At 41.5% G+C, this 22,288-nt stretch carries 14 protein-coding genes; 1 reads left to right on the top strand and 13 read right to left on the bottom strand.

Annotated elements, in window-relative coordinates; all coding sequences use genetic code 11:
* Positions 1-17 precede the first annotated feature (17 nt).
* The 10 genes from ACNSN3_RS16280 to ACNSN3_RS16235 all read right to left on the bottom strand — a co-directional run bounded on the left by ACNSN3_RS16280 (position 18) and on the right by ACNSN3_RS16235 (position 15,862).
* Complete coding sequence (locus tag ACNSN3_RS16280) at positions 18-2,963, bottom strand: TonB-dependent receptor (RefSeq protein ID WP_054201351.1); 2,946 nt, start codon at positions 2,961-2,963, stop codon at positions 18-20.
* A 72-nt stretch (positions 2,964-3,035) separates the two neighbouring features.
* Entirely contained in the window at positions 3,036-5,177 is a 2,142-nt protein-coding gene (locus tag ACNSN3_RS16275; RefSeq protein ID WP_418609637.1) for a family 16 glycosylhydrolase, read from the bottom strand.
* A gap of 270 nt (positions 5,178-5,447) precedes the next feature.
* On the bottom strand, positions 5,448-6,236 hold the full coding sequence (locus ACNSN3_RS16270) for a sterol desaturase family protein (protein WP_418609635.1): 789 nt from the start codon (positions 6,234-6,236) through the stop codon (positions 5,448-5,450).
* Positions 6,229-6,879 carry a CDP-alcohol phosphatidyltransferase family protein gene (locus ACNSN3_RS16265; RefSeq protein ID WP_418609633.1) on the bottom strand — a complete coding sequence of 217 codons (651 nt, stop codon included), beginning with the start codon at positions 6,877-6,879 and terminating at the stop codon, positions 6,229-6,231. Before ACNSN3_RS16265 ends, ACNSN3_RS16270 begins: the two co-directional genes overlap by 8 nt.
* Positions 6,880-6,907: 28 nt before the next feature.
* The gene (locus ACNSN3_RS16260; RefSeq protein ID WP_013463030.1) at positions 6,908-7,546 is read right to left on the bottom strand and encodes an ATP-binding cassette domain-containing protein; all 639 of its coding nucleotides are present in this window, start codon (positions 7,544-7,546) and stop codon (positions 6,908-6,910) included.
* A 24-nt stretch (positions 7,547-7,570) separates the two neighbouring features.
* On the bottom strand, positions 7,571-9,286 hold the full coding sequence (locus ACNSN3_RS16255) for an ABC transporter permease (protein WP_418609630.1): 1,716 nt from the start codon (positions 9,284-9,286) through the stop codon (positions 7,571-7,573).
* Positions 9,283-10,545, bottom strand: a complete 1,263-nt coding sequence (locus ACNSN3_RS16250; protein ID WP_418609627.1) for an ABC transporter substrate-binding protein — start codon at positions 10,543-10,545, stop codon at positions 9,283-9,285. The genes ACNSN3_RS16255 and ACNSN3_RS16250 overlap by 4 nt, the downstream gene beginning before the upstream one ends.
* Entirely contained in the window at positions 10,532-11,338 is an 807-nt protein-coding gene (locus tag ACNSN3_RS16245; protein WP_418609624.1) for a DUF547 domain-containing protein, read from the bottom strand. The genes ACNSN3_RS16250 and ACNSN3_RS16245 overlap by 14 nt, the downstream gene beginning before the upstream one ends.
* Before the next feature lies 1 nt (position 11,339).
* Positions 11,340-13,493, bottom strand: a complete 2,154-nt coding sequence (locus ACNSN3_RS16240; RefSeq protein WP_418609621.1) for an FAD-dependent oxidoreductase — start codon at positions 13,491-13,493, stop codon at positions 11,340-11,342.
* Between the two features lie 17 nt (positions 13,494-13,510).
* Positions 13,511-15,862 (bottom strand): TonB-dependent receptor, encoded by a 2,352-nt coding sequence (locus tag ACNSN3_RS16235; RefSeq protein WP_418609618.1) that lies wholly within the window; start codon positions 15,860-15,862, stop codon positions 13,511-13,513.
* Positions 15,863-16,097: 235 nt separating this feature from the next.
* On the opposite strand from ACNSN3_RS16235, the gene ACNSN3_RS16230 reads away from it, so the two are divergent.
* Positions 16,098-16,511 carry a hypothetical protein gene (locus tag ACNSN3_RS16230; protein ID WP_418609616.1) on the top strand — a complete coding sequence of 138 codons (414 nt, stop codon included), beginning with the start codon at positions 16,098-16,100 and terminating at the stop codon, positions 16,509-16,511.
* A 519-nt stretch (positions 16,512-17,030) separates the two neighbouring features.
* Here ACNSN3_RS16230 and ACNSN3_RS16225 read toward each other — a convergent pair.
* The 3 genes from ACNSN3_RS16225 to ACNSN3_RS16215 form a co-directional block, all read right to left on the bottom strand.
* Positions 17,031-18,698 carry a pseudouridine synthase gene (locus tag ACNSN3_RS16225; protein WP_418609615.1) on the bottom strand — a complete coding sequence of 556 codons (1,668 nt, stop codon included), beginning with the start codon at positions 18,696-18,698 and terminating at the stop codon, positions 17,031-17,033.
* 136 nt (positions 18,699-18,834) lie between these two features.
* Positions 18,835-20,883: a S9 family peptidase gene (locus ACNSN3_RS16220; protein WP_075169990.1), complete on the bottom strand. Its 2,049-nt coding sequence runs from the start codon at positions 20,881-20,883 to the stop codon at positions 18,835-18,837.
* Between the two features lie 139 nt (positions 20,884-21,022).
* Positions 21,023-22,255, bottom strand: coding sequence for a threonine/serine ThrE exporter family protein (locus ACNSN3_RS16215; protein ID WP_075169987.1), 1,233 nt, complete (start codon positions 22,253-22,255; stop codon positions 21,023-21,025).
* Between the last annotated feature and the right edge of the window lie 33 nt (positions 22,256-22,288).

Here is a 22,288-nt window from a genome sequence, read left to right as displayed (position 1 = left end):
TTAATTACTTAGGTTTATTAAAAGGTATAGCGTGCGCCAATTGCGTAGCGTGGACCATACTGGCGAGCAAATAAGAATTGCTCTTCGTAACGGCCATAGCCTTGCTCGGTTTCATTATTAAGGTTAATACCTTCAAAGAATACCGTCACATTTTCATTAACGTCATAATTTACGCTCATATCCCATTGGCCATATGATTTAGCATATTGTGGTGGTGCATCAGCAGAACCTTGCGCTTGCCCTACACCAATTAAATATGCATCACGCCAAGCATAAGTAACTTTTACAGATAAACCTTCTTTTTCGTAAAACGCTTGGAAATTAGCTGAATCACTTAAGCCGGTTAATGGAGCTTGTTGGTCTAGGCTGTCTGTATCAAATTCAACATCGCCGTCAACAAACGTTGCATTTACACCGACACCAAAACCTGTCTCGCCAATTAAGTGCTGTACTGCCACTTCAAAACCATCGACTGATTTGCTATCGGTATTTTGTGGTTGGCTAATGTTCCAAGTAATAAGTGGATCATTACTATTTGGTTCAATTTGTCCGTTGGCATTGCCATCACCATTTGCAAGCATTTGCGCAAAAATAGCATCGGTTGTTGCTTGATCACCACGAGCTTCAATATCACTAACCGCTTGTAAATAGCGTGGGCCATTTAAAATATCATGTAAGCCTTCAATGGTGGTTGGAGTAATGGTGGTTTGAATAAAGTTATCAACGTCCTTTTTAAAGTAACCTATAGATGCATAACTGCCCTCTGCGTAGTAATACTCTAATGATAAATCAAGGTTTGTTGATTCAAACGGCAATAATCCTGTATTACCTTGGCTACCTACTCGTGACCCCGGTTTTGGGCTGCCTGTTAGGTTACGACCACCAGCTAAATCACCTAATGGAGCGCGCGACATAGTTTTACCCCATGATACGCGAGCAATTAAGTCATCAGTTACGTCAACACTTAGGTCTATTGATGGTAGTAAAATATCGTAACTGCCTTCTTGAACTAAGAAGTTGTCATCGCCGCCAGCTTCATATTGAGTGATCCACTCTGAAGCACTGATCCAATTTACTTGTTGCTCTACTCGTTGACGAACAGAGCTACTTACATCGGTTTCTTCATAGCGTAGACCTGCATTTACTTTTATGTAGTAATTGCTAACTTCAAACTCCCAACGCGATTGAACATAGATACTGTTGGTAATTTCTTCAACAGCGCTTTGACTGTCAATACCATCAAGGTAGGCATTAGGTGCATAGGCATCGCCACCAGTTACATCAGCTGTAAGGTATGCCATTTGTCTTGCTACGGCTTCATCAAAATCAAAGCTATAGTAATAGTTAGGTTGTAAATCGTTACCACCACCGGCAAATTGGTCTAATAGTCCTGAAGTGTCATTAAGGGTAAACATGCCATCCGGGAATATCTCGGTGTAAGAAGGGTTAAAACCAGGGCCGCCAACTAAGCCACTCCATGCTTCATAACCACCAGTATTTTGCTCTGTACGCGAACCACCAAACTTAACTTCAATTAAACCAATGTCAAAACTATCGTTTATCCATGTTGTATGTAATTGAAGTTGCTCAATATTGGATTCTCCCGGTGAGTGAATAAACTGGCTAAAGTTTGAATCAATTTCACCAGGGCTTAATACGCTGGTACCGTTTTTCCAATTAACTTGCGCATGTGGAATTTCGCCAGTGCGATAATCATAAATTTTATTTACAAGCTGATCAGAACCTAAAATAACTTGCCCATCACTACCAAGACCTTTGTCTGCGCCGTTATCCGTTTCGTTTTTAGAGTCATGGTAGTCAAGCTCAACTTGCCATGTTTCATTAATTTGCCAATCTAAATTTAAGCCGATAGAACGAGCTTTAACTTCAGTGGTGTTTTTACTCGAGGTAAATGACGCATCGTTACCACTTATATCTGCATAAATTGCTGTGCCATTTTCATCTAACTCGTAGCCGTTGATGTTACTACCAAAGTCGTTCCAAATACCCCAGCCGAGAGTTTCTGAGCCTGTTGTAGCCTCACTTGCTGTATAATCAAGGGTTGCTACAAAATTATCTGTGGGTGCAAATTGCAGTGTGATTTGCCCATTAGTACGCTCGCGTTGTAAATCTTCAATTGCGTAGTTCATGTCTTTTGCAAAAAAGTGATTACCTTCACGATTTCCTTGCGCATCTACTGCGCGTGGATCAATAAAATCACCTTCTGCAAGAGTAGGTAAGTCGACATTAGCTTGCCAACCTTGAATATTGGCGCTTTGCTTTTGAAAGTCGCGTTCTTGATGCGAAAAAGAAAAACCAATACCAAACATTTCATCGCTAAAGGTATTACTATAAATAGCTGATACTTCCGGAGTTACATTGCTACCCGCTTCATTTGATGAATCATGAATAGCTTTAGCTGTTGCCGAAAAATGCTGGCCAGGTCTTTGTAAAGGTCGAGTTGTTGAAATGTTAACCGTCGCACCTAAGCCACCACTGGGCACATCAGCACGAGCAGTTTTAAATACTTCTAAGGCACTAACACCTTCTGAGGCAATGTTTTCCAGATTATACGAACGTGAGTTACCCGTTCCAGGCATTTGGCGACCATTAAGTGTTACCAAGTTAAATGATGGGCCAAAACCACGCACTGTAATTTGGCTACCTTCACCGTTTGCACGACTCACCGATACACCCGTAATACGCTGTAGTGACTCTGCTAAGTTAGTATCGGGGAATTTACCCATTTCTTCAGCAGAAATAGCATCGACTACCCCAGATGCATCGCGTTTCATATCCATAGAGCGGATTAATGAACCACGAATACCTTTAACTTGTATTACTTCGATTTCAGGTTCAACAGTATTTTGTTCTGCTGCATGAGCGATATTAAGCGTGCTTGCAGTGATGATAAGTGACACAGAAGCCGCTAATTGGCTTTTTTTAAAATTAAATGTGTTCATAATTGCTCTGCTTTTAACTAAATTTTACGATAAGTAGGTGCATATATGCACCTACCATTAAGTGATTTTTAATTATGGAACGCCAATGAAAGCGTTATCTACACGATAAACGGCGCCTTCACCTGTGTCCCAAGCTGGGAAAATCATCACTACATCTAACGCACTAACATCTAAACCTGCACCCGCTAAATCAGCAAGGGTAAAGGTATATGTTTGCCATTCACCAACAGTAGGTTCTATACCTTCAATGCTGTCAGTTAGTGGAATTTCGACAGCTGAGCTACCGTTATCAGACTCCACTTTGAAAGTCCAAACTGAATCAAGATTATTTGGTTTTGAAATCACCTTTAACTCAAACGCTATTACACCGTTTTCTAATATTGAAGTAGCATCGAATGCTTCACCGCTTCCGCCTGCAGCTGTACGGCTATTAAAGCCCATTACTGTTGCTGTTGCGCCAATAGTAAACTCAGCAGTTAAACCGTGCTCTTCATCATCTACTACCTCAACAGGCGTTGAGCCACCGCAGCAATCCCACATTGGCCAATTTAGGTTCTGTTCATCACTGAAAAGGTCGACTTTTGGTAAGTCGCCTTCAATAGCCACATTGGTAATTAAGTATTCTGCGCCTTCACCTGTTTGCCATGCTGGGAATACCATTAAAACATCAATGGCACTTAAATCTAAACCTCTTTCTTGTAGTAAAGAAAGCGGGAATGTATAGGTTTGCCATTGGCCTGTAACCGGTGTTACGCCTTCAGTACTATCGCTAAGGGCTACATCGCCTGTATTAGGACCACCATCACCCGCTTCGGCTTTTAATAACCAAGTAGTTGAAGATGTTGGAGGTGTTACTACTTTCATATCAAATGATACACGGCCATTTAAATCAAGCAATAAAGAAGCGTCAAATGGCGACGATGACCCTGCAAAGCCATCAGGAAAATGACCGCCACGGGTAGAGAAACCAAGTACCGTACCGTTATTATCGTTAATGTTAAACTTAATTACGTCGCCTTTGTCAGCATCGGTAATGGTTTCTGGTGTGGTTCCGCCACAACAATCCCAAGCGATCCAGTTTGCGTTTAATGTGCCATTAAATATATCAAGGTTTCTTGCAACACCATCACTTGGTGGAGTAGGTACAGGGGCTTTACCTTCAACGAGTGCATCTTCTAGGCTATCGTAACCTGGGCGGACTGTTTCACAGCCTTTACCTGTGGTTGGGTTAGAGGCACATTCGTAAACACGCACGTAATCAATCTCAAAGCTTTGACCTTCTGCAAATGCTGCAGCGTCAACGCCTAAGTTATTTACGTTTTCAGGCCAATCACCACCAACGGCATTGTTTAAAATAAGGTAAAAGTCCTTATCAAATGGTGCTGTATCCCAATGCGTTGTTAGCTCGCCGCTACCTTGTTCAAAGTATTCAGCAAACCAACCTTTATGCTTTAAGCCAACAGGTTCATCTTTTGAATTGTAACGAACTTCAGAACGACGTTGTGTGGCGTATAAATAGCCATCTACGTACCAGCGAATTTCGCCTTCTTGCCATTCAATCGCGTAAGTATGAAAATCTTCTGCAGGATTCATCCCTTCAGGGAATGTATACGCTTTACCTGAACTTGAGTTATTTGGCCATTCGCGACCATAATGAAGTGTGCCATGAATATTAGCTTCAACGGTGCCATCTTCAGCAACTGTTTTTAAATTTACCGCTTCTAAAATATCAATTTCGCCAGAGCGCGGCCAAGTACCATATTCTTCATCAGTTGGCATCATCCAAAAAGCTGGCCAGCTACCTTGACCCGAAGGCAACTTTGCACGCATTTCAAAACGACCATAAGTAAAATCAGCGTTGTAACGGGTGTTTAAACGGGCTGATGTGTATGGTTTTTCTGCGCCTTCTTCAGCAGGTAAGGCGACTATGTTTAGTACACCGTCTTTTATAAAGGCGTTTTCTTCACTGTCGGTGTAACATTGTTTTTCGTTGTTACCACCACCAGCGCAGTTTAATTCAAAGTTCCACTTGTTTGTATCAATGCTTGTGCCATCAAATTCATCACTCCAAACCATTTGCCAATCTGAAACTGGCTGGGCAGGATCTACTTTTTCAAAATTGGATGTTGTTGCAGCATCGCCGCCACAGCCAGCCAAAGTTGCTAATGAGATAGCAGCCAAAAGGCGAGTAATGCGTGTTGTTTCAATGTTCATAACTGAACCCCGTTCAACTGATTATTGTCAGAATATAGTGTATTTGTTGATTTTTCATTTTTGTAAGCGCTTACATTTTTATGTGTGATAAATGTAAGCGCTTACAAATAATATGGGGGATTTTTAACTGGGTCAAGAATTTGTTTAAATAATTTACAATTGATTTACTTTTAACAGGGTGTTTTTGTTAACAGGAACGGTTAAACGCCCAAGTAATGTTATAAATAAAGGTTTAAAAGGTGTACATGGGCGTTTTCATTAGCCGTATTGCTATTTTTTAAATGGCATTATTAACAATTGCCACAAGGATGAATTTTGTTCGGGGTTTGGTTCTTGGCTCAAACCAAGTGCAATACGTTTATCAGGCTGGTTTGCCTGTGATTTATAGCTGCCAAAAAGTCTATCCCACCAAGTAACACTAAACCCAAAGTTACTGTTTGTTTCTTCGGGGTTTTGGCTGTGATGTATGCGGTGCAGCGCTTGGGTGATCAGGATTAAACGCAGTGGTTTTTCTATTGCGTTTGGCAAGCGAATATTTGCGTGGTTAAACAGTGCTAACCCATTGAGTGTTATTTCAAATATAAGTACTGCAATGGCGGGCATGCCAAGAGCAGTTATGGCGGCAAGCTTTATCAATATGCTAAGACCTATTTCAATAGGGTGAAAGCGCAGCCCAGTGCTTGTATCTACGTGCGCATCAGCATGGTGAACACGGTGTAAACGCCATAAAATTGGAATTTTATGAAATAACCTGTGTTGCCAATAAATCAGTATATCTAGCAACAGCAGACTAAGTATAATTGCTACTGAAAGAGGCATAGTTAGTTGATTAAACACACCGATACTATGTTCTTGGTTATAAAGCGCGGCGGCGGTTAACCCTAAAGGAACCGCTAACCGAGCAATCACTGAAGAGGTAAATACAAGACCAAAATTCGCAACCCAACGTTTAGTGGCTTTTATGGGCGATTGCCGTGCAGGGGCTTGCCACTCAAGCAGCATCATTATGACTAAAATACTTACAAAACATCCAAGCCGCCACCATAATTCGTTATCCATTGATAGCCTCCGTTTTACTGATATTAGCTTCTAGTTGTTTTAATGTGTGATAACCGCCATAAATACGGGTGAAAATCGTTATGGCGCAAGCTGCAGCAAATAAGCTGGCCATTATGGCAAAGTGCTGCGGCCAAATACAAAAGGCAACAAATAAGGCAATGGTTTCTGTGCCTTCGGTTAAGCCATTTAAGTAGTAAAAACTTTTATATTTAAATTGTAGTTTGTCGAGTTTAAATTTTTCAGCGGCAATCGCAAAGGCCAAAAAGCTGGAACCGGTACCTATAAAAGTAGCCAGTAAAATAGCACCTGCAATGGCATTTTGTGCTGGATTAGCCAAAATAAAGCCCAGTGGAATCGCTGCGTAAAATAAAAAGTCGAGAGTAATATCTAAAAACCCACCCGCGCTAGAACTTTGATTAGCATAGCGGGCTAATGCGCCATCCAGTCCATCTAAAATTCTATTCAACGCAATGGCGATTAATGCGCCATACCACATTTCAAAGGCAAGTAAAGGCACGGCAAACATACCCACTAAAAAACCAAAAACAGTGAGTTGATTAGCTGTAATGCCGCTTTTATTAATGAGCATAACAACCGGTGTTAGTAGTGGCTTTATAATGGGGGTAACAAATTTATCTAACATACGTATTGCCTTGAATATGAGTCAGGTTTTAAGCATCAGTGCCTAAAGTAATCACTTTGCCAGCTGTTGCCTCCGCGTCACTGTGGTCGTGCGTAACCATAATGGCAGGCAATTTATGCTCGCGTATTTGACTAAACACCAGTTCGCGGGTATCAACACGCAATTGGGTGTCGAGTTTACTAAAAGGCTCGTCGAGTAAAATAGCTTTAGGTTCGCTGAGCAACATGCGTAGCAGTGCAACACGCGCTTGCTGCCCACCAGATAGGCTGTCGGGATGGCGGGCTGCCAATCCTGTTAAGCCAACTTGTTCTAGAGCGTGGTCTATTTTTTCAAGACGCTGCTTTTTATTGCCTTTGGGCATAGCAAAGGCAATATTTCCTGCCACTGTTAAATGCGAAAACAATAAAGCGTCTTGGTAGAGCACCCCAATATGGCGTAAATGCGGGGGTGTGTTATCTATATTTTGATCATTTAGCCATACTTCGCCTTGTGCCCTAAAGTCTTTGGGCAAACAGCCTGTAAGCCAATTTAATAAGCTTGACTTGCCACTGCCCGATGGCCCCATAATGGTGAGTATTTCGCCGCCATTTACTTGCTCGTTTAAGCTTAGTAACAGCTCGCCTTGACGGTAAAGCTGACAATCTTTGATGTGTAATGATGACTGCATTAAATAGCCTTAATGGTTTTATAGTTAAGCGCGCGCTTTAAAAAAGTATTTAGGTAACACCCATGCCACACCAAAACCAATTAGCGGTAATGCCATTTGTAAAATGGCGTAAACTGCACTGGTGCGTCTGCTTGCGCCATTAGCAAGGGTTACGGCTTCGGTGGTAATGGTACTTATACGCCCGCCACTGGCTAAAAGTGTAGATAAATATTGGCCAAAACTAATCGCCAGTCCAAGCGCTATCGCGATTAAAATAGGGGCGAATAGTTGTGGCAATTTAACCTGTAAAAACACCTTGCAGGGACTTGCCCCCAAGCTTGCGGCAACGCGCGCTAATCGAGGGTCTAAACGCCTGTAACTATCGGCAATAGATAAAAAAACATACGGTAAAACAAATAAAACGTGCACAAATATCACATTAAAAAAGGCATGCTGGCTATTGAGCAGTTGTTGTAACCACACAATACCAAATAAAAACGCAATACTGGGCACTAATAAAGGAAGATAAATAATTAACTGTGTCCATTTCGACATGGGTTTCGTGTTTAACTGCTCGGCTTCTAAGCACAGCAATACCATAGTGATAGCAAACAGCGTACTTATTACCCCTATTATTAAGGTATTAAACAAGGGAGTATGTATTTGTGTAAATGCATGTTGAAAATGCAGAAATACCACGCTTGAGGGCACGGTATCCGGAAAACGCCAATAGCCCGCTATTGACCACATCACTAACCCAATTAGCGCAGCAACAATAAAAATTAAAATTAGACTCGTGAAAACATGAGTAAATGTGCAGATCAATTGATGTGCATACTGGCGGCGGCCATTAATAAGTGATTGCTTAAAAACTAGAGCAATGATTTTTTCAAGCAATAGCCACGTTAAGAGTAGTCCAACAGTGACCGCTAATTGTAACAGGGCACCCGCCGAGGCTTTTATTCGCAGGTTTAAATCTACATCGTTAAACCAGTGCATTATAGCAACGGCTAAAGTGGGAGGGGTATTTGGGCCAAGAATGAGTGGCATTTCAACGCTGGCGCTGGCATAAGCAAGTACTGCAAAAATAGGTAAACGTAACAGTGGGTATAAACTGGGTAGCACCACTTTAAAAAACGCCACCATAGGGTAATAACCTAAATTAACCGCAATTTGATGCTGCATTCGTAGCTTTTTGCCAAGTTCAGGCTGCGCTAAAATACCCAATGCAATGAGTAATAAAAAAGGCAGCTCTTTAAGTACAAGCCCAATAATAATGCTCCAGCCAAAAGCGTCATAAGGTAATGAGCCCTCAGGTGCTAATTGCCAGCCCGTTAACCAAGGCGAAAATAAGCGCGTAAATAATCCCGATGGCGCGATTAAAAAACTGACCGCAATTGCCGCTGCAGCGTGGGGAATAACCAGTATGGGACTCAATACGTATTCAATTCGTTTTAGCCATACACTATTAAAAAATGCAGCCAGCATAATAATCATGAGCGCAAACGCTATTAATGTACTAATTAGTCCAGTGCGTATGCTCAGGCCTATCATTTGTGAAAGCCCCGGTGTATCCCATAAAACATTAAACCCAGCCAAACTCATGTTGGTTTTATTCAAGGCAGGCGCCCAGCCAAAGGCAGGCAACATTACTCCCATTAGGCCGCCTAATACAGGTATTGTTAACAGTGCCAGCAAACAGTAAGGGGTTACTTTGACTAGGCGTGAGAATAAATCAGCTGAATGGAGTACCTTACTCATTGGCTTGTTCCATAACGGGTTTCCCAGCCAGTACTAATTGCCTCCACCCAGCTCGGATGTGGCTCACTGAGTGTACGTTTAACACTATTTAGAGGCAGTGCGCTAGGATGCGGCTGTACGGTTTTAAATAAGCCCTGCTGCTCTGCGCTTAAGCTGGTTTGAATTAATACCGTTTTGTCACCCCATATAGTAGTTTTTTGTTTATGCGCTTGCGCTGCGGGGCTTAATAAAAAGTCAGCCACTAATTGCGCACTTTGCTGGTGGCTTGCATTATAAGGAATAGCGACAAAGTGAGTGTTACTTAAGCTGCCATCGGCCATTGCATAACTTCTTATACTTTTTGGTAAATCATAGCGCTTTACCGCAGCCGGTACTTCTGGTGCCGAAAAAGTAAAGCCAATACTAAGCTCGGTATCGTCTATTAAGCGGCGCATTTGTACACCGCTTTGCATGAAGTATTCGCCATTGCGCCACAGATTAGGGTGCAATTTATTTAGAAACGTCCACAACGGATCAAGTACTTGGGCTGTGTTTTTATCATTAGCTGGTTGATATAGTTTTGCTTGTAGCATTGCATCGCTATGTTGGTGTAATACCACTAATGCATATTTTAAAAAGCTCATCCCTAAAAAGTCATGGGGTTTGGGGTAACTAAATCGGCCTGGGTTTGCTTTACTCCAGCTCAATAACTTATTAAGGGTTTGAGGAGGAGAGCTCGTTGCTAGCGTATCGTAATAAAAAGTCAGTGATGCCTGCCCCCAAGGGGCTTCCATTCCTTGAGTGGGTAAACCAAAATCAAACAACACGCTGGGATTGTTTTCTGGATTGGTGTAAATAAAATTAGGCAATTTATCAGCCCAGTCTTTTAGTAAAAGCCCGTGTTTACTCATAGCTGCAAAGTTAGCGCCATTGATCCAAATTAAATCGACACTGCCTTGAGTGTGATTATTTGCTGATTTTTCAGCGAGTACGCGGCTAACGGCCTCGCTGGTGTCGCTAAGCTTTACATGCACTAACTCAATGTTATATTTAGCTTTTACTTGCTCAGCCGCCCACTGAATATAGGCATTTATTTGCGCATCACCGCCCCAAGCATAAAAATATACGCTTTGGTCTTTACCTAACTTTTCAACTTGCTGCCAACGGCTTTGTAATTGTGTACTTGCTAGGCTTTTAAAACTAATAATAAGGCAAATACAAAACGCGACACAACATAAGCTGTATCGCGATAATGTTTGCCAAAATTTATTGGCGAGCATTTAAATCCCAGTTGTAGTCTAAAAACTTAACTTTCATGTTGTTATTTTTAAGTGCTTTTTGCTGAGCGGGTGTCAGCTTTAGTGCTTTAGGGTATTGCATAAAAAACTGCTGTAGCGTATTTGCGCCTTTAAAGCCTTGTTCAAAATCATCGCCGTACCACTTAAATATTGAAGACATAGTTAGCGTGTTATCTTGCGCTATATTTCGAGTCATGTCTGATAAAAAACGCATCGTTTGCTCTTGCAATTGGCTTTCTAAATCAGTGGCTGTGTAGGCTTCTTCACGTAGTGCTGGGCAGCCAATACTGGCGCAATTTACAGCAAAGTGAATACGTGGGTCGTTGTACTTACCACTGCCACGAATTAAATTATGTTCTATATCATCAAGGCTGCGAGTTTTATCAAGTAATGGCACAAACTCTTTGCTCCACGGTGAGCTAAAAAAACTGCCTAAATCTTTAATTGATTTAAGATCTGGGTATTTTGTTAATATCAGCTCAACAGTAAAGGCGTTATACGCGTTGATTAAAAACGCCAGCTGCTTAGGTTTTTCCCATGTATCAAACTCATTTTGCGTAACAGCCGATAACGAATCTAAATAAGCTTTAAGTTCGCTGCGCTTAGCTTTTATTGCTGAGTAATTAACCTCAGTGCTGTGACCATGATTAATAGCTACAACATGCTTGTTTAATAATGCATTCCAGCTGTCATGCATATTTTGAGCTTTGCTTGCAAACGATGTTGCAAGCAAAGCAGACCCTAATAATAGCGCTTTTAAAGGTGTTTTAAACATATTAGCCTCTGCGCCAGGCGTGGTATTTTTCCAGCAAGTTAAGTACCTTTTCAGGAGCATGAGCACGTTTCCATTCGCCCGCCACATATTTGTTACCTTCAGCCCATGTTGGGTAGCTGTGAATGGTGCCCAATATTTTATTAAGTCCTAAACCGTGTTTCATGGCTAATACAAACTCAGCAATTAAATCGCCAGCGTGTTCAGATACCACAGTGACACCGAGGATTTTGTCTTTACCTTTAGGGGTGATCACTTTAATAAAACCATTGTTAGCGCTTTCGGTAATGGCGCGATCTAGCTCTTCAAATTCAAAGCGGGTGATTTCATAGTCTATGCCTTTTTCAATCGCTTCTTGTTCATTTATGCCCATCCGTGCTACTTCAGGGTCAATAAATGTGGTCCACGGAATGACACGGTAATCCACTTTAAACTTTTTAAGATTACCAAATAAGCCATTTACAGCAGCATACCAACCTTGGTGAGCGGCTACGTGTGTAAACTGATACGGTCCTACAATATCGCCAGCGGCAAAAATATTAGGATAGAGTGTTTCAAGGTACTCATTTGTGACTACAGTGCGGCTCGTTTCAATACCTAGTTCTTCAAGGCCGTAACCTTTAAGACGAGCGGTTCGGCCAACAGCACATAGTAGCTCATCGTATTCAATATCGATTTCGTTGTCGTTATGTTTTACCACAATGAATTTTTTGCCATCGCGCTCTTCACAGCGCAGTGCCTGATGCGAGGTTAAAATGTTTACGCCGCTTTGCGTTAGCGCTTCGTGAGCAAATTTAGACACCTCTAAGTCTTCTTTGATCATAATGCGTTCAGCCATTTCAATTTGCGTAACGCTTGAGCCTAAACGGGCAAAACTTTGTGCAAGTTCGCTACCAATTGGACCACCGCCAAGTACAACAAGCTTTTTAGGGGCTTCTTCAAGCTCAGCAAATTTGCTCCATAACGTATCACTGGTTACATAGCCGGTTTCTTCAATACCCGGAAGTGGCGGTACAAATGGGCGTGCGCCAGTGGCAATAACAATAGTGCGGGCAGTGAGTGTTTGCGTGCCGCCATCATTTAAGTTAATTTCCACCGTCCACGGGTCGATAAGTTTGGCGTAGCCTTTAATTACTTCTACGCCTAAGTTTGTGTAGCGCTCAACACTGTCGTGTGGGGCTATATCGGCAATCACTTGCTGTACACGTGCCATTATTTTTTTAAACGAAAACTGCGGTGTCGTGCTTTGTAGCCCATATTTTTCAGCTTGGCGCATTTGCTGGGCTACTTTTGCACTTTTAATAATAGCTTTACTAGGTACACAGCCAGTGTTTAAGCAGTCGCCGCCCATTTCGCCGGCTTCAATTAGGGTTACTTTGGCTTTAACCGCTGCTGCAATATAGCTTGTCACTAAGCCGCCCGCGCCCGCACCAATAACAATCATGTTGCGGTCGAACTTTTTAGGTTTAGTGTAGTTTTTATAAACACGGCGCTTTTTTATTGCATTTATTAGGCTTTTTGCAATTAACGGGAATACCCCTAATAACGCAAACGATAAAATTAAATCCAGCGATAAAATGCCAGATAAGCTCTCTATTTGCGCAAGTTGCGTACCTGCGTTTACAAATACAAAGGTACCCGCCAGCATCCCGATTTGGCTTACCCAGTAAAAAGTCCATGACTTAATAGCAGTTAAACCCATTAATAAATTAATTAAAAAGAACGGAAAAACAGGCACTAAGCGCAGTGTAAATAAGTAAAATGCGCCTTCTTTTTCAACCCCAGTATCTATAGCGGCTAAGCGTTCAGGAAAGCGTTTTTTTATGGTATCGCGTAATAAATAACGTGACACTAAAAACGCCAACGTAGCACCAATGCTTGAGGCAAACGAGGCAACTAATAGCCCTTGAGCCAAACCAAATAAAGCACCTGCGGCTAGCGTTAAAATAGCTGCACCGGGCAGTGATAATGCAGTCACTAATATATAAAGTAAAAAGAACCCTCCGATCACCAAAAGCGGTGATTGAGCTTTGTACTGATCAAATTGCGCCATTGATCCTTTTAGCCCGTCGAGGGTAAGGAGCTGGTTTAGGTCATAAAAAAAGAATAAACCGACACCTATCGCCGCCAGTAATAACAAACTTAGTTTTTTTAACATGCTATCTCTCAAACGGTTTAAAAGTTATGGGTAAGCGTGAGCTTAGCGTTAATTGGTAATTCTGGGAACGCGAGTGTCGCGCCAAAATAGCCACCCTCAAATACAGGGCGCCAGTTTTGCTGATCGGTAATATTATTTACATCAAGCCTCAATTTAGTTGCTGAGGTAAACGCATAGCTGGTATTAACATTTAAGGTGTGCTGATCGCGAATGTATACGGTAGCCAAAAAATCCAATGGGTAGCTTTTAGTATACAGGGCAGAAAATCCAGCTTGCCACTGAGAAGTAATTGTATAGTTAGCGTTTAAGCTTAACGATTGCTCTGGGATCCCTTGTACTTGACGCTTTGAGGGAGCAAAAGCTGTGTAACTTGGTGCGCCAATGCTGTTACCCGCAATAATATCGGGACGCGAATTATCAAACGCATCGGCTATTTGAGCTGAGTCTTGGCCTGTCGCAGAGTTATCATAACGGGCATCAATGTAACTGTAGCCTGCGCTTACCCAGTAAGGGTAAGCGTCGTAAAATACTTGGCTTTCGAATCCGGTTGTACGAATACCAGTATTGCTACCATCGCGATTACGTAAGCTGCGGCGTTGGCTAAATACAGCAGCATCTGCATACCAGTCGCTTTGTGTTGGCGCATATTTCACGCCAAACTCGACTAAAGTATTTTCCGTAGCAAAATTTTGTCCGCTAATTGTATTGTCACCACCTAACGTATTACCGCCGGCCATGCTGTTAGAGGTGGCTTCGTTATAACTTGCTGCCGCATAAGTGGTTAAATCGTCATTAACTGAGTAATTAACGCTCAGCTGCGCTGATTGCAGTGTATCATTTATGCCATCACTAGCGGCTATTTGACCTTGAGGTGCAATCGGGTCGTGTGCTTCTACATCATAGTAATCAACACGATAGCCAGCACTGGTGCGTAAGCTGTCAGTCCATTGTGAGTCTTGTTGAATGGCAATGCCGGTTTGCCAAGAGCGTGAGTCTGTAGTGTCTGATAAATTAAAATCACCACTGCCATCATTATTAATATCGTACTGACCACCAGGGGACACATATACACCGGGGCGTAGCTCTACCAAACGTGCCTTTTGTGCATCAGTTAATGGAATGCGGCGGTTTGAAAGTGGGCCGGTTAAATCAATAGGTGTGTCGGCTTCAGTAGTAAATTGGCTGTAACCCAATACTTTATTATAACGAACATCAACGGCGAATAAGGTTTGCTGCTCATCGCTCCATTGATAGGTGAGTTCAGTGCGGTTTTGTGCGGTATCGGCGCCATCAATTATTTCAACAAAACTATTTTGTGCTATTTCTTCGCGCTGCAAATGTTGAAAGTAAGTAATGTTTTTAATCGACATTACATCAGACAGTGCGCGCTTATAAATACTGTGAACTAAATAAGTGGTTGCTTGATTGAGATTATCAGGATCGGTAAGCACACGGCTGGTGTCTATTTTGACTTGTCCTGTAGGCGATATAATAGAGCCTGCGCCAGGCACTGTGCTGCCATTCGCTTGTAACCCTTGACCAGTAATATAAAGATTATGATCGATAAGCGCTTGGGTAGGGCGGTTTATACCAGCGTTATCGGTAAATTCTGTTTGGTACAGTTCAAAGTTAATGTCCCAACTGCTTTTATCATCCGGTAAAATTTTTAATGCCGCAAACAAGCTATCACTTTGTGTGGCTGAATAGTCATAATAACTACCCTGATCAATATGCTCATAGCTAACACGTAAGCCAATTTTATCCTCAACAATCGGTGCGTTATAATCTACTTGGGCACTATACTTATCCCAACTGCCTGCAGACAACTTCACATTTCCTTTGCGCTGATCAGTTGACGCTGTTTTAGAGTGCAAGTTTACAAAGCCACCGTTACGTTGGCTTGAACCAAACAGCACAGGCGGTGCACCTTTAACTACGTCTATCTGTTCTATCGCATTAAACGACAACGGCACACCAAAACCATTATTACCCGCTTGGCGTCGAGTACCATCTTGAAATAACTCACCTAACTGGCCGCGGATCGTCGGTAAACTTGGTGCACCAAAACCACTTGCAGCGTATGTATTAGGGCTTACTGCCAGAACATCGTGCAATGTTGTTATGTTAAGTTGCTCAATTAACTCTTTAGAAATAGGGGTCACAGAGCGGGCTATGTCTTGCAAAGCCAGGTTGTCGCCAAAAGGACCGTTTACTGTGGTGTTTTTAATAGAGAGGTTTTTAGATTTAAGTGCTTGACCTGCCACCTCAATTCGCTCAATGGGGTCAGAGCTAGTTGTTTCATTAGCCTGAGCAGCTAAAGCTACATTTAATAGTGGGGCGAGGGTTAAAGCTAAATACGTGTATTTCAAATCGTGTTTCTCTATTGTTATATGTTGATGTACACAAAAGACCAAGACAGATAAAAATATCTTTCAATCAATTGCTAATATTTTTATTTTTTATCTTAGCGCTTAAATAATAGTGCCTTTAAATAACTCAACTTAAGATCAGTTTAGGTTTAATTTTAATTAATTGAAAATAAAAATACGTCTATACGGTCTTACTTGCCAATTAGTTTATTTATATCTTTTTTAAGGAAATTTTATGACAGATTCAATCAATACAGATGTACAAACTCGTTTGCAATGGTCGCTTTTATCGCTGCGCTTAGGGGTGTTTATTGTGATGGTAATGTGGACACTGGATAAATTTGTAAATCCGGGGCATAGCGCCCGTATCTTTGAACATTTTTATGGGATCAGTGGCTCTACCGATACTATTGCTTATATTTTAGGTGCACTGCAATTATTGCTAGTAATAGCATTTTTAGTCGGTTTTAAAAAACGTATTACTTACGGTGTTATTTTTATAATGCATGGACTATCAACGCTGTCTTCTTACAACCAGTATATTGATGGCTTTAATAATTTACTGTTTTTTGCAGCATGGCCGATGTGGGCTGCGTGTTTTGCGCTTTATTTATTACGCGATCAAGACGTAAAACTTACTGTTGAATAATAAGCAAAAAAAATGGTTATAAGCGTTAGCCTATAACCAATAAAGTACACAGGGAGTGTAGGAAGTTCTGTTGTGCACAGTAAGCGCTTAGCAAGCCATTTACTGTGTGTAACTAAAAGCACTTTTTGGCGCTTTCAATTAAATTAATACCAATCCGCAATATTACTTAATCATTTTGCGGGACTAAACCTGTCGCTACCTGCGTTAAAAAATCCTCATTTAGAACAACTAAATAGCGAATTCTTTGCCTTGCTATCAACACGTTTTTCCATCCTCAAAATAGATCACTTAAATAAGCGAATTGGTATAAGTTGCCATAACAAATACGTACAACAATAAAAGCAAAGCTAATGCCAATTCTTAACAATATGAATTTTATAGATATTTATATTTTTTTGGATTGTGGCTTTGCATAATGCAGGTAAATCTTTCTATATTGCAACGGTAAAAGTTACCTACTTTGCAATATGAAAAAGTGGCACTGTTTTAGAATCCGATTCGACTAAAAGCAGCGCTGATTTAAAAATCAGCGGCTACTTCAAATTCTAATCGTTCATGACTAATAGGATGGGTAAAAGCTAAATACTCGGCATGCAAATGTAGTCGATCTGATTTTTCACCGTAGTGGGTATCGCCCACAATAGGTGTATTTAACCCTAAGTGGTGGGCACAGTGAACACGCAATTGATGAGTACGTCCTGTTTTAGGATAAAGTTGTAAGCGGGTGGTATTATTTTTACGTTCCAGTACCTGCCATGTTGTTAATGACGGCTTCCCCGTTTTGTAACACACCATTTGCCGTGGTTTATCATCAAAATCAAGTACTAAAGGTAACTCTATGCTGCCACTCTCAGCAGCAATATTACCCGCCACTAAAGCAACATAACGTTTTTCTACACTACGCTCTATAAACTGTTTTTGCAGTGCTTTATGCACCCGTTTATTTAACGCAATCATTAACAGCCCTGAAGTCGACATGTCTAATCGGTGCACAATAAGTGGCCCCGAAGCGTGTGGGAACTGAGTTTTGATTCGCATATATACCGAATCGTCAATATTAATGCCTGGCACAGATAAAAACTCAGCAGGTTTATTTACCACCAACAAATCATCGTCTTGATAAACAATCGTTAGGTCTTTACCCTGTGCAGGGTTGATCAAGAGCGGGTTGTCTTCAACATTTAACCCCTCTAGCATATGCCCTAAAATAGGCTGGCATTTGCTATAGCACGATGGGTAATAATGTAAATGATGTCTTATTGCCGACTTAGGCGGTGCGCCCCACCAAAATTCGGCCATAGCCAGGGGCTTTAAATTATGTTTATAAGCATATTGTAATAACTTTGGCGCGGCACAATCTCCCGCGCCTGAAGGCGGTGTGTGTTCGGGCAGTTTGGCAAAAATGGCATTCAAATCGGTCACTTCGCCGTTTGCATTTAAAAACTGGTATTGAGCGAATAGCTTTTTTTGTAAATTTTTAGAGAGTACTTTACGGCGTTTTTTTAATCCGTTAATTTCATCATTTATTGTTAGTTGTGCCTGTTCAAGCGCTGCAATGCGTTTTTGCCACTGTTGCTTTAATGCTTGTAGTTGTTTTTTCTCAACAATACTCTGCCCAGCTAATTGGTTCTTCAGTTTTTCAAACTCATCATTATTGAGTTGCTTGCTGGCAACTTGTCGTTGCTGTTTTCGCTGTTTTCGAGTTACTTGCATCGCTTGCTGCTTGGCGATAAGTTGTTGCTCATAGTGTTGGCGAGCAGTCGTTAATTGTTGCTCAATTTGCTGATAATTATCACTGTTTTGCAAGGCTGTAATTTGCGCATTAATATCGTTAATCACTTGGCTTTGCTGACTAAATTCTGCATCGTCTATATGTTTAAGTGCCACATTTGGCGCAAAATGCAGTTGCTCATCAATCCCCGCTATTTGCCCCGAATAGGCGCTAATAAAGCCTAGCTGTTGCGCCTCATCTTGAACAACCAATACGCCAAACATTTTACCGGCATCAATATCATCTGTATCTAAAATAGCCTTATCTAGCTTTTTTAATTGTTGTTGTAATTGTTTTGCAGCGGCAACGGCCAGCGGATGAGGTTTATAATAAAAGGGAAACGTAAACTGCTCAGGCAGTGCAAGGTTATCTATATTTTCATTAAAAGTGGTAAAGCAGCTAGCAGGGTTTGACATGGCAATAGTGTGATTAGCAATTTTCAGAGTAATTAGTCAGAGTGTAACATAAGCTTTGCTGTGCCACTAAGCATGCCTGGCATTACAAACAAAAAGGCCAACATATTTATGTTGGCCTTTGGTATTAAGCTAATACTTATTTGTTAGCGTCTTTCACTGCTTTTAATTTAGCTGCATGGTCAATTTCAAATGCAGGCATGTCTTTTTTGCCTTCCATTAAGTAGTTGTCCATCCAACGCATTAAACGCAAGCTGTAATCGTACTGTGCCGCTACTTTACGGTTACCATGGCCTTCGCCTGGGTAGTAAACAAGGCGAACATCTTTACCTTGCACTTTCATGTAACGGTAAAGTTCCATAGATTGTGCAGGGTGAACGCGAGGATCGTCTTTACCATGCATAATAAGCAGTGGCGTTTCAGATTGACCCGCCCAGTAAATTGGGCTGCGCTCTAGGTACCATTGCCATTTATCCCATGGGTATGAACGCGCATGAACTAGGTTCATTTCGTTTGAAATATCAGTAGTACCAAATTTAGATAGCTGGTTAGTTACACCCACAAACATAACGCTGGCAGCAAAGTGCTCGGTTAGCTTTGTTGCGCCCCACGCTGATGCATAACCGCCGTAAGAGCCACCGGTAATACCCACGCGTTTAGTATCAACTAATCCCATATCAACAAGGTGATTTTTAAAATCAACTAGGTCGTCAAACTCTTTACCTGCGTAATCGTTTTGACCCAGTTTAGAGTAATCTACGCCTTTACCTGTTGAGCCACGGTAGTTAGGATAAAATACTGCGTAACCACGTGCAGCGCCCATTTGACCAGGACGCGAGTAGTTAGTTACCCAGCCGTTTTTATCATGACTTTCAGGGCCACCGTGTACCGACATAATTAGTGGGTAGCGTGTGCCTTTTTCATAATCGAGTGGGTAAACTAGAACACCATCAAGCTCTACACCGTCACGCGCTTTAAGGGTAATTGTTTCTTGTTTAGCAAAGCGTTTGTCGTTTAACCAGCTGTTTGAATCAGTTAAACGTTTTGCCTTGTTACTGCGCACAATAAAGACTTCGTTAGGGTGTTTTGCCGTGTTACCACGAAGTGCTAGGGTTTTATCTGAATCAGAAACACTTAGCTGAGAGGCAATAAATTTACCTTCTTTGACTAATTTTTTGTATTTATTAGAGCCGGTTTTAATGCTCGCAACAAAACTTTCTGTGCCAACATTGGCAATAAAGTTAAGTGTGTTACGTTTATGCGACCATTCAAAGTCAACAACGTGGCCCATAAAGTTAGGTAACCATTCAGTGATTTCGGCGGTTTTAGTATCGGCAATAAATAAGCGGCCAGTTGCAGGGTCGTGCTTATCTTCAGCACCTAAAATAGCAATGTATTTACCGTCATGCGAAAGCTCGGCATCGCCTAGCTTACCTTCAGTTTTAAACGATAAGGTAACTTTGTTGCTGGCAATATCAAACAGGTGCCACATCGATTTTGTGTATTTATCATCAATCAGTGCGGTAGGTTGAGTTTTAACCAGAAGCTTTTCACCATTCGCAGCCCAATTAACGTCACTCACGTAGCTATCAACATTGAGTGCGGTTGGAGTAAGTGGCTTGTCGGCTTTAGCTAAATCTACAATAAAAAGCTGCTTGTTTTTAAGGCCTTGCTCGTACACTTCTGCTTTAAAGCCAAGTTTTTTAAGTTCTTTTTCTGACTTATCAGCAGCAGGCATTGCTAAAATAGCGACTTGCTTGTTATCAGGGCTTAACTGATAGCTTGAAATAGATGTGTCTTTTAATGACATAACCGCTTGTGCTTGGCCGCCATCAACAGGTATTTGGTAAAGCGAAGTATATTTGTCGTCTTTTAATTTCGCTAAAAAGTAAATTGTTTTGCTGTCGTTTGACCATTGTAGGCTTTTAATATTAACTGAACCGGTAATAAAAGGGCGTTCAACACCTTTATCGTCAACAACGTAAAGCTCACTGTAATTACTACCATTTTCATCAACGTAAAGCGTGCGAGGTAACGAACGGGTAAATGCAACACTGTCGCCATCGGGGCTAACGGTTGTTTGTATTACCGATTTTACTTTTGGAATGTCTTCAACAGTAATTGCTGATTGCGCAAATGCAAGTGAGCTTGAAAGCCCAATTGCTATCGCTAAGCTAGTTTTTAGCATTGTTATTTCCTTTGCTTTATTAGATTTCAGCCATTATAGCAAGGTGTTCTTAATATACTAAAAAATGCGATTAATCCTCAAAAGAGGGGGTTTAATGAAGGCAATAATGCTATAGCGCGGTGTGAAACCGCGCTTAATGTTATAGACTCTTTTTAGGAGGAAGTGCCACGTTTGCAAAAATAAGCCCGGCCACGAGCGACATGAAAATTAAAAACGTTTGCTGACCAATATGATCTGCATAAACAAAGTCTTGGCCTTCAATTAGTGAGTTTAAACCAATATACGTTTTGCTCCCAGGCACTAATACAATTAATCCCTGCATAGCTACAATAGAGGCCGGAGCATTGGCAACACGGTTAAATAAGTTGCTAAATACACCGACTGAAAATGCACCAATAAAGGTGCCTAACGTGTAATTTAAATCTAAATATATAGCAGGCCCAATACTGGTGCCATAAGCTATAAAGCCTGAGGCAATAGACCAGATTGCATGTTTAAGCTTAGTTCTAAAAATAACGATTAAGCTACTACATAAAAGTAAAATAGCGAGCCATGCAGTCCACTTTGGTAACGGCTCTGGTTGAACGAAATCGGCTTGCCCAAAGACCGCAAAGCCAATAGCAAGACCAATAAAAGCCCCAAAATAAAGCTTAAACAGCAACATAAATGAGTCCATAACGCGAGCTGTGCCCGATACTAAATGTCTGGCTGCGAGTTCAGCAAGGCCAAGTGCAAGGGCTAAACCGGGTATAAACACAATAATGGCAGAAAGCACAATTAATCGAATGTTGATGTGTGCATCTAAATGAACGCTAATAGCACAAGCAAGAATAGCCGACACTATTGCCACTAATGGCTCAAGCATGTGAGCCACACGTTTCGAACGGGCCGACCACAATACAAATAAGTATACAATAAAGGTTAATAACCCAGACCACAGAACATCATTCCAACTGGTGCCCATAAGCATTGCAAATGCGCCGCCAGAGGTGGCAAAGGCAACGCCTGTCAGCACTCTGTTATAAGGATTTGGGGCATCAAAAATAATATCAAGTTGCTGATCAACCTCTTGCAACGTGAGCTCACCATTAAGCATTTTATTAACTAGGTCGTCGGTATCGGCAAGTGAACCTAAATCGTGATCGCCAGGGTCAACGCGGGCAACATGGGTATATTCATCTTCATGGCCATCGGTCCAAATAACAAAGGTAACCGACGTGGGCGACATAACAAACGATGATTTAAGATCTAAATAAGTCGCCACTTCCATTAAGTGGGCTTCTAAGCGATAGGCAGGTGTACCGTATTTATGGAGCATTTTGCCCAATTTAACGATAAATTTGCGTTTTTCAGTAAACGTTGCGGTTTTCAAATTTGTTTTGAACCAACTATTAAATAACTAAGC

The sequence above is a fragment of the Pseudoalteromonas sp. US3C1004 genome (genome assembly GCF_048401065.1).
Lineage (GTDB): Bacteria > Pseudomonadota > Gammaproteobacteria > Enterobacterales > Alteromonadaceae > Pseudoalteromonas > Pseudoalteromonas undina.
Note: the sequence above shows the minus strand (reverse complement) of the source record. Positions and strands in the feature narration are given on the sequence as shown.

What these genes read in the sequence shown, in the direction of transcription:
- ACNSN3_RS16260 (WP_013463030.1), bottom strand. Translation starts at nt 7,546, where the DNA reads ATGCAGTCATCATTACACATCAAAGATTGTCAGCTTTACCGTCAAGGC.
- ACNSN3_RS16230 (WP_418609616.1), top strand. Translation starts at nt 16,098, where the DNA reads ATGACAGATTCAATCAATACAGATGTACAAACTCGTTTGCAATGGTCG.
- ACNSN3_RS16250 (WP_418609627.1), bottom strand. Translation starts at nt 10,545, where the DNA reads ATGCTCGCCAATAAATTTTGGCAAACATTATCGCGATACAGCTTATGT.
- ACNSN3_RS16280 (WP_054201351.1), bottom strand. Translation starts at nt 2,963, where the DNA reads ATGAACACATTTAATTTTAAAAAAAGCCAATTAGCGGCTTCTGTGTCA.
- ACNSN3_RS16270 (WP_418609635.1), bottom strand. Translation starts at nt 6,236, where the DNA reads ATGGATAACGAATTATGGTGGCGGCTTGGATGTTTTGTAAGTATTTTA.
- ACNSN3_RS16225 (WP_418609615.1), bottom strand. Translation starts at nt 18,698, where the DNA reads ATGTCAAACCCTGCTAGCTGCTTTACCACTTTTAATGAAAATATAGAT.
- ACNSN3_RS16240 (WP_418609621.1), bottom strand. Translation starts at nt 13,493, where the DNA reads ATGTTAAAAAAACTAAGTTTGTTATTACTGGCGGCGATAGGTGTCGGT.
- ACNSN3_RS16265 (WP_418609633.1), bottom strand. Translation starts at nt 6,879, where the DNA reads ATGTTAGATAAATTTGTTACCCCCATTATAAAGCCACTACTAACACCG.
- ACNSN3_RS16275 (WP_418609637.1), bottom strand. Translation starts at nt 5,177, where the DNA reads ATGAACATTGAAACAACACGCATTACTCGCCTTTTGGCTGCTATCTCA.
- ACNSN3_RS16255 (WP_418609630.1), bottom strand. Translation starts at nt 9,286, where the DNA reads ATGAGTAAGGTACTCCATTCAGCTGATTTATTCTCACGCCTAGTCAAA.
- ACNSN3_RS16245 (WP_418609624.1), bottom strand. Translation starts at nt 11,338, where the DNA reads ATGTTTAAAACACCTTTAAAAGCGCTATTATTAGGGTCTGCTTTGCTT.
- ACNSN3_RS16220 (WP_075169990.1), bottom strand. Translation starts at nt 20,883, where the DNA reads ATGCTAAAAACTAGCTTAGCGATAGCAATTGGGCTTTCAAGCTCACTT.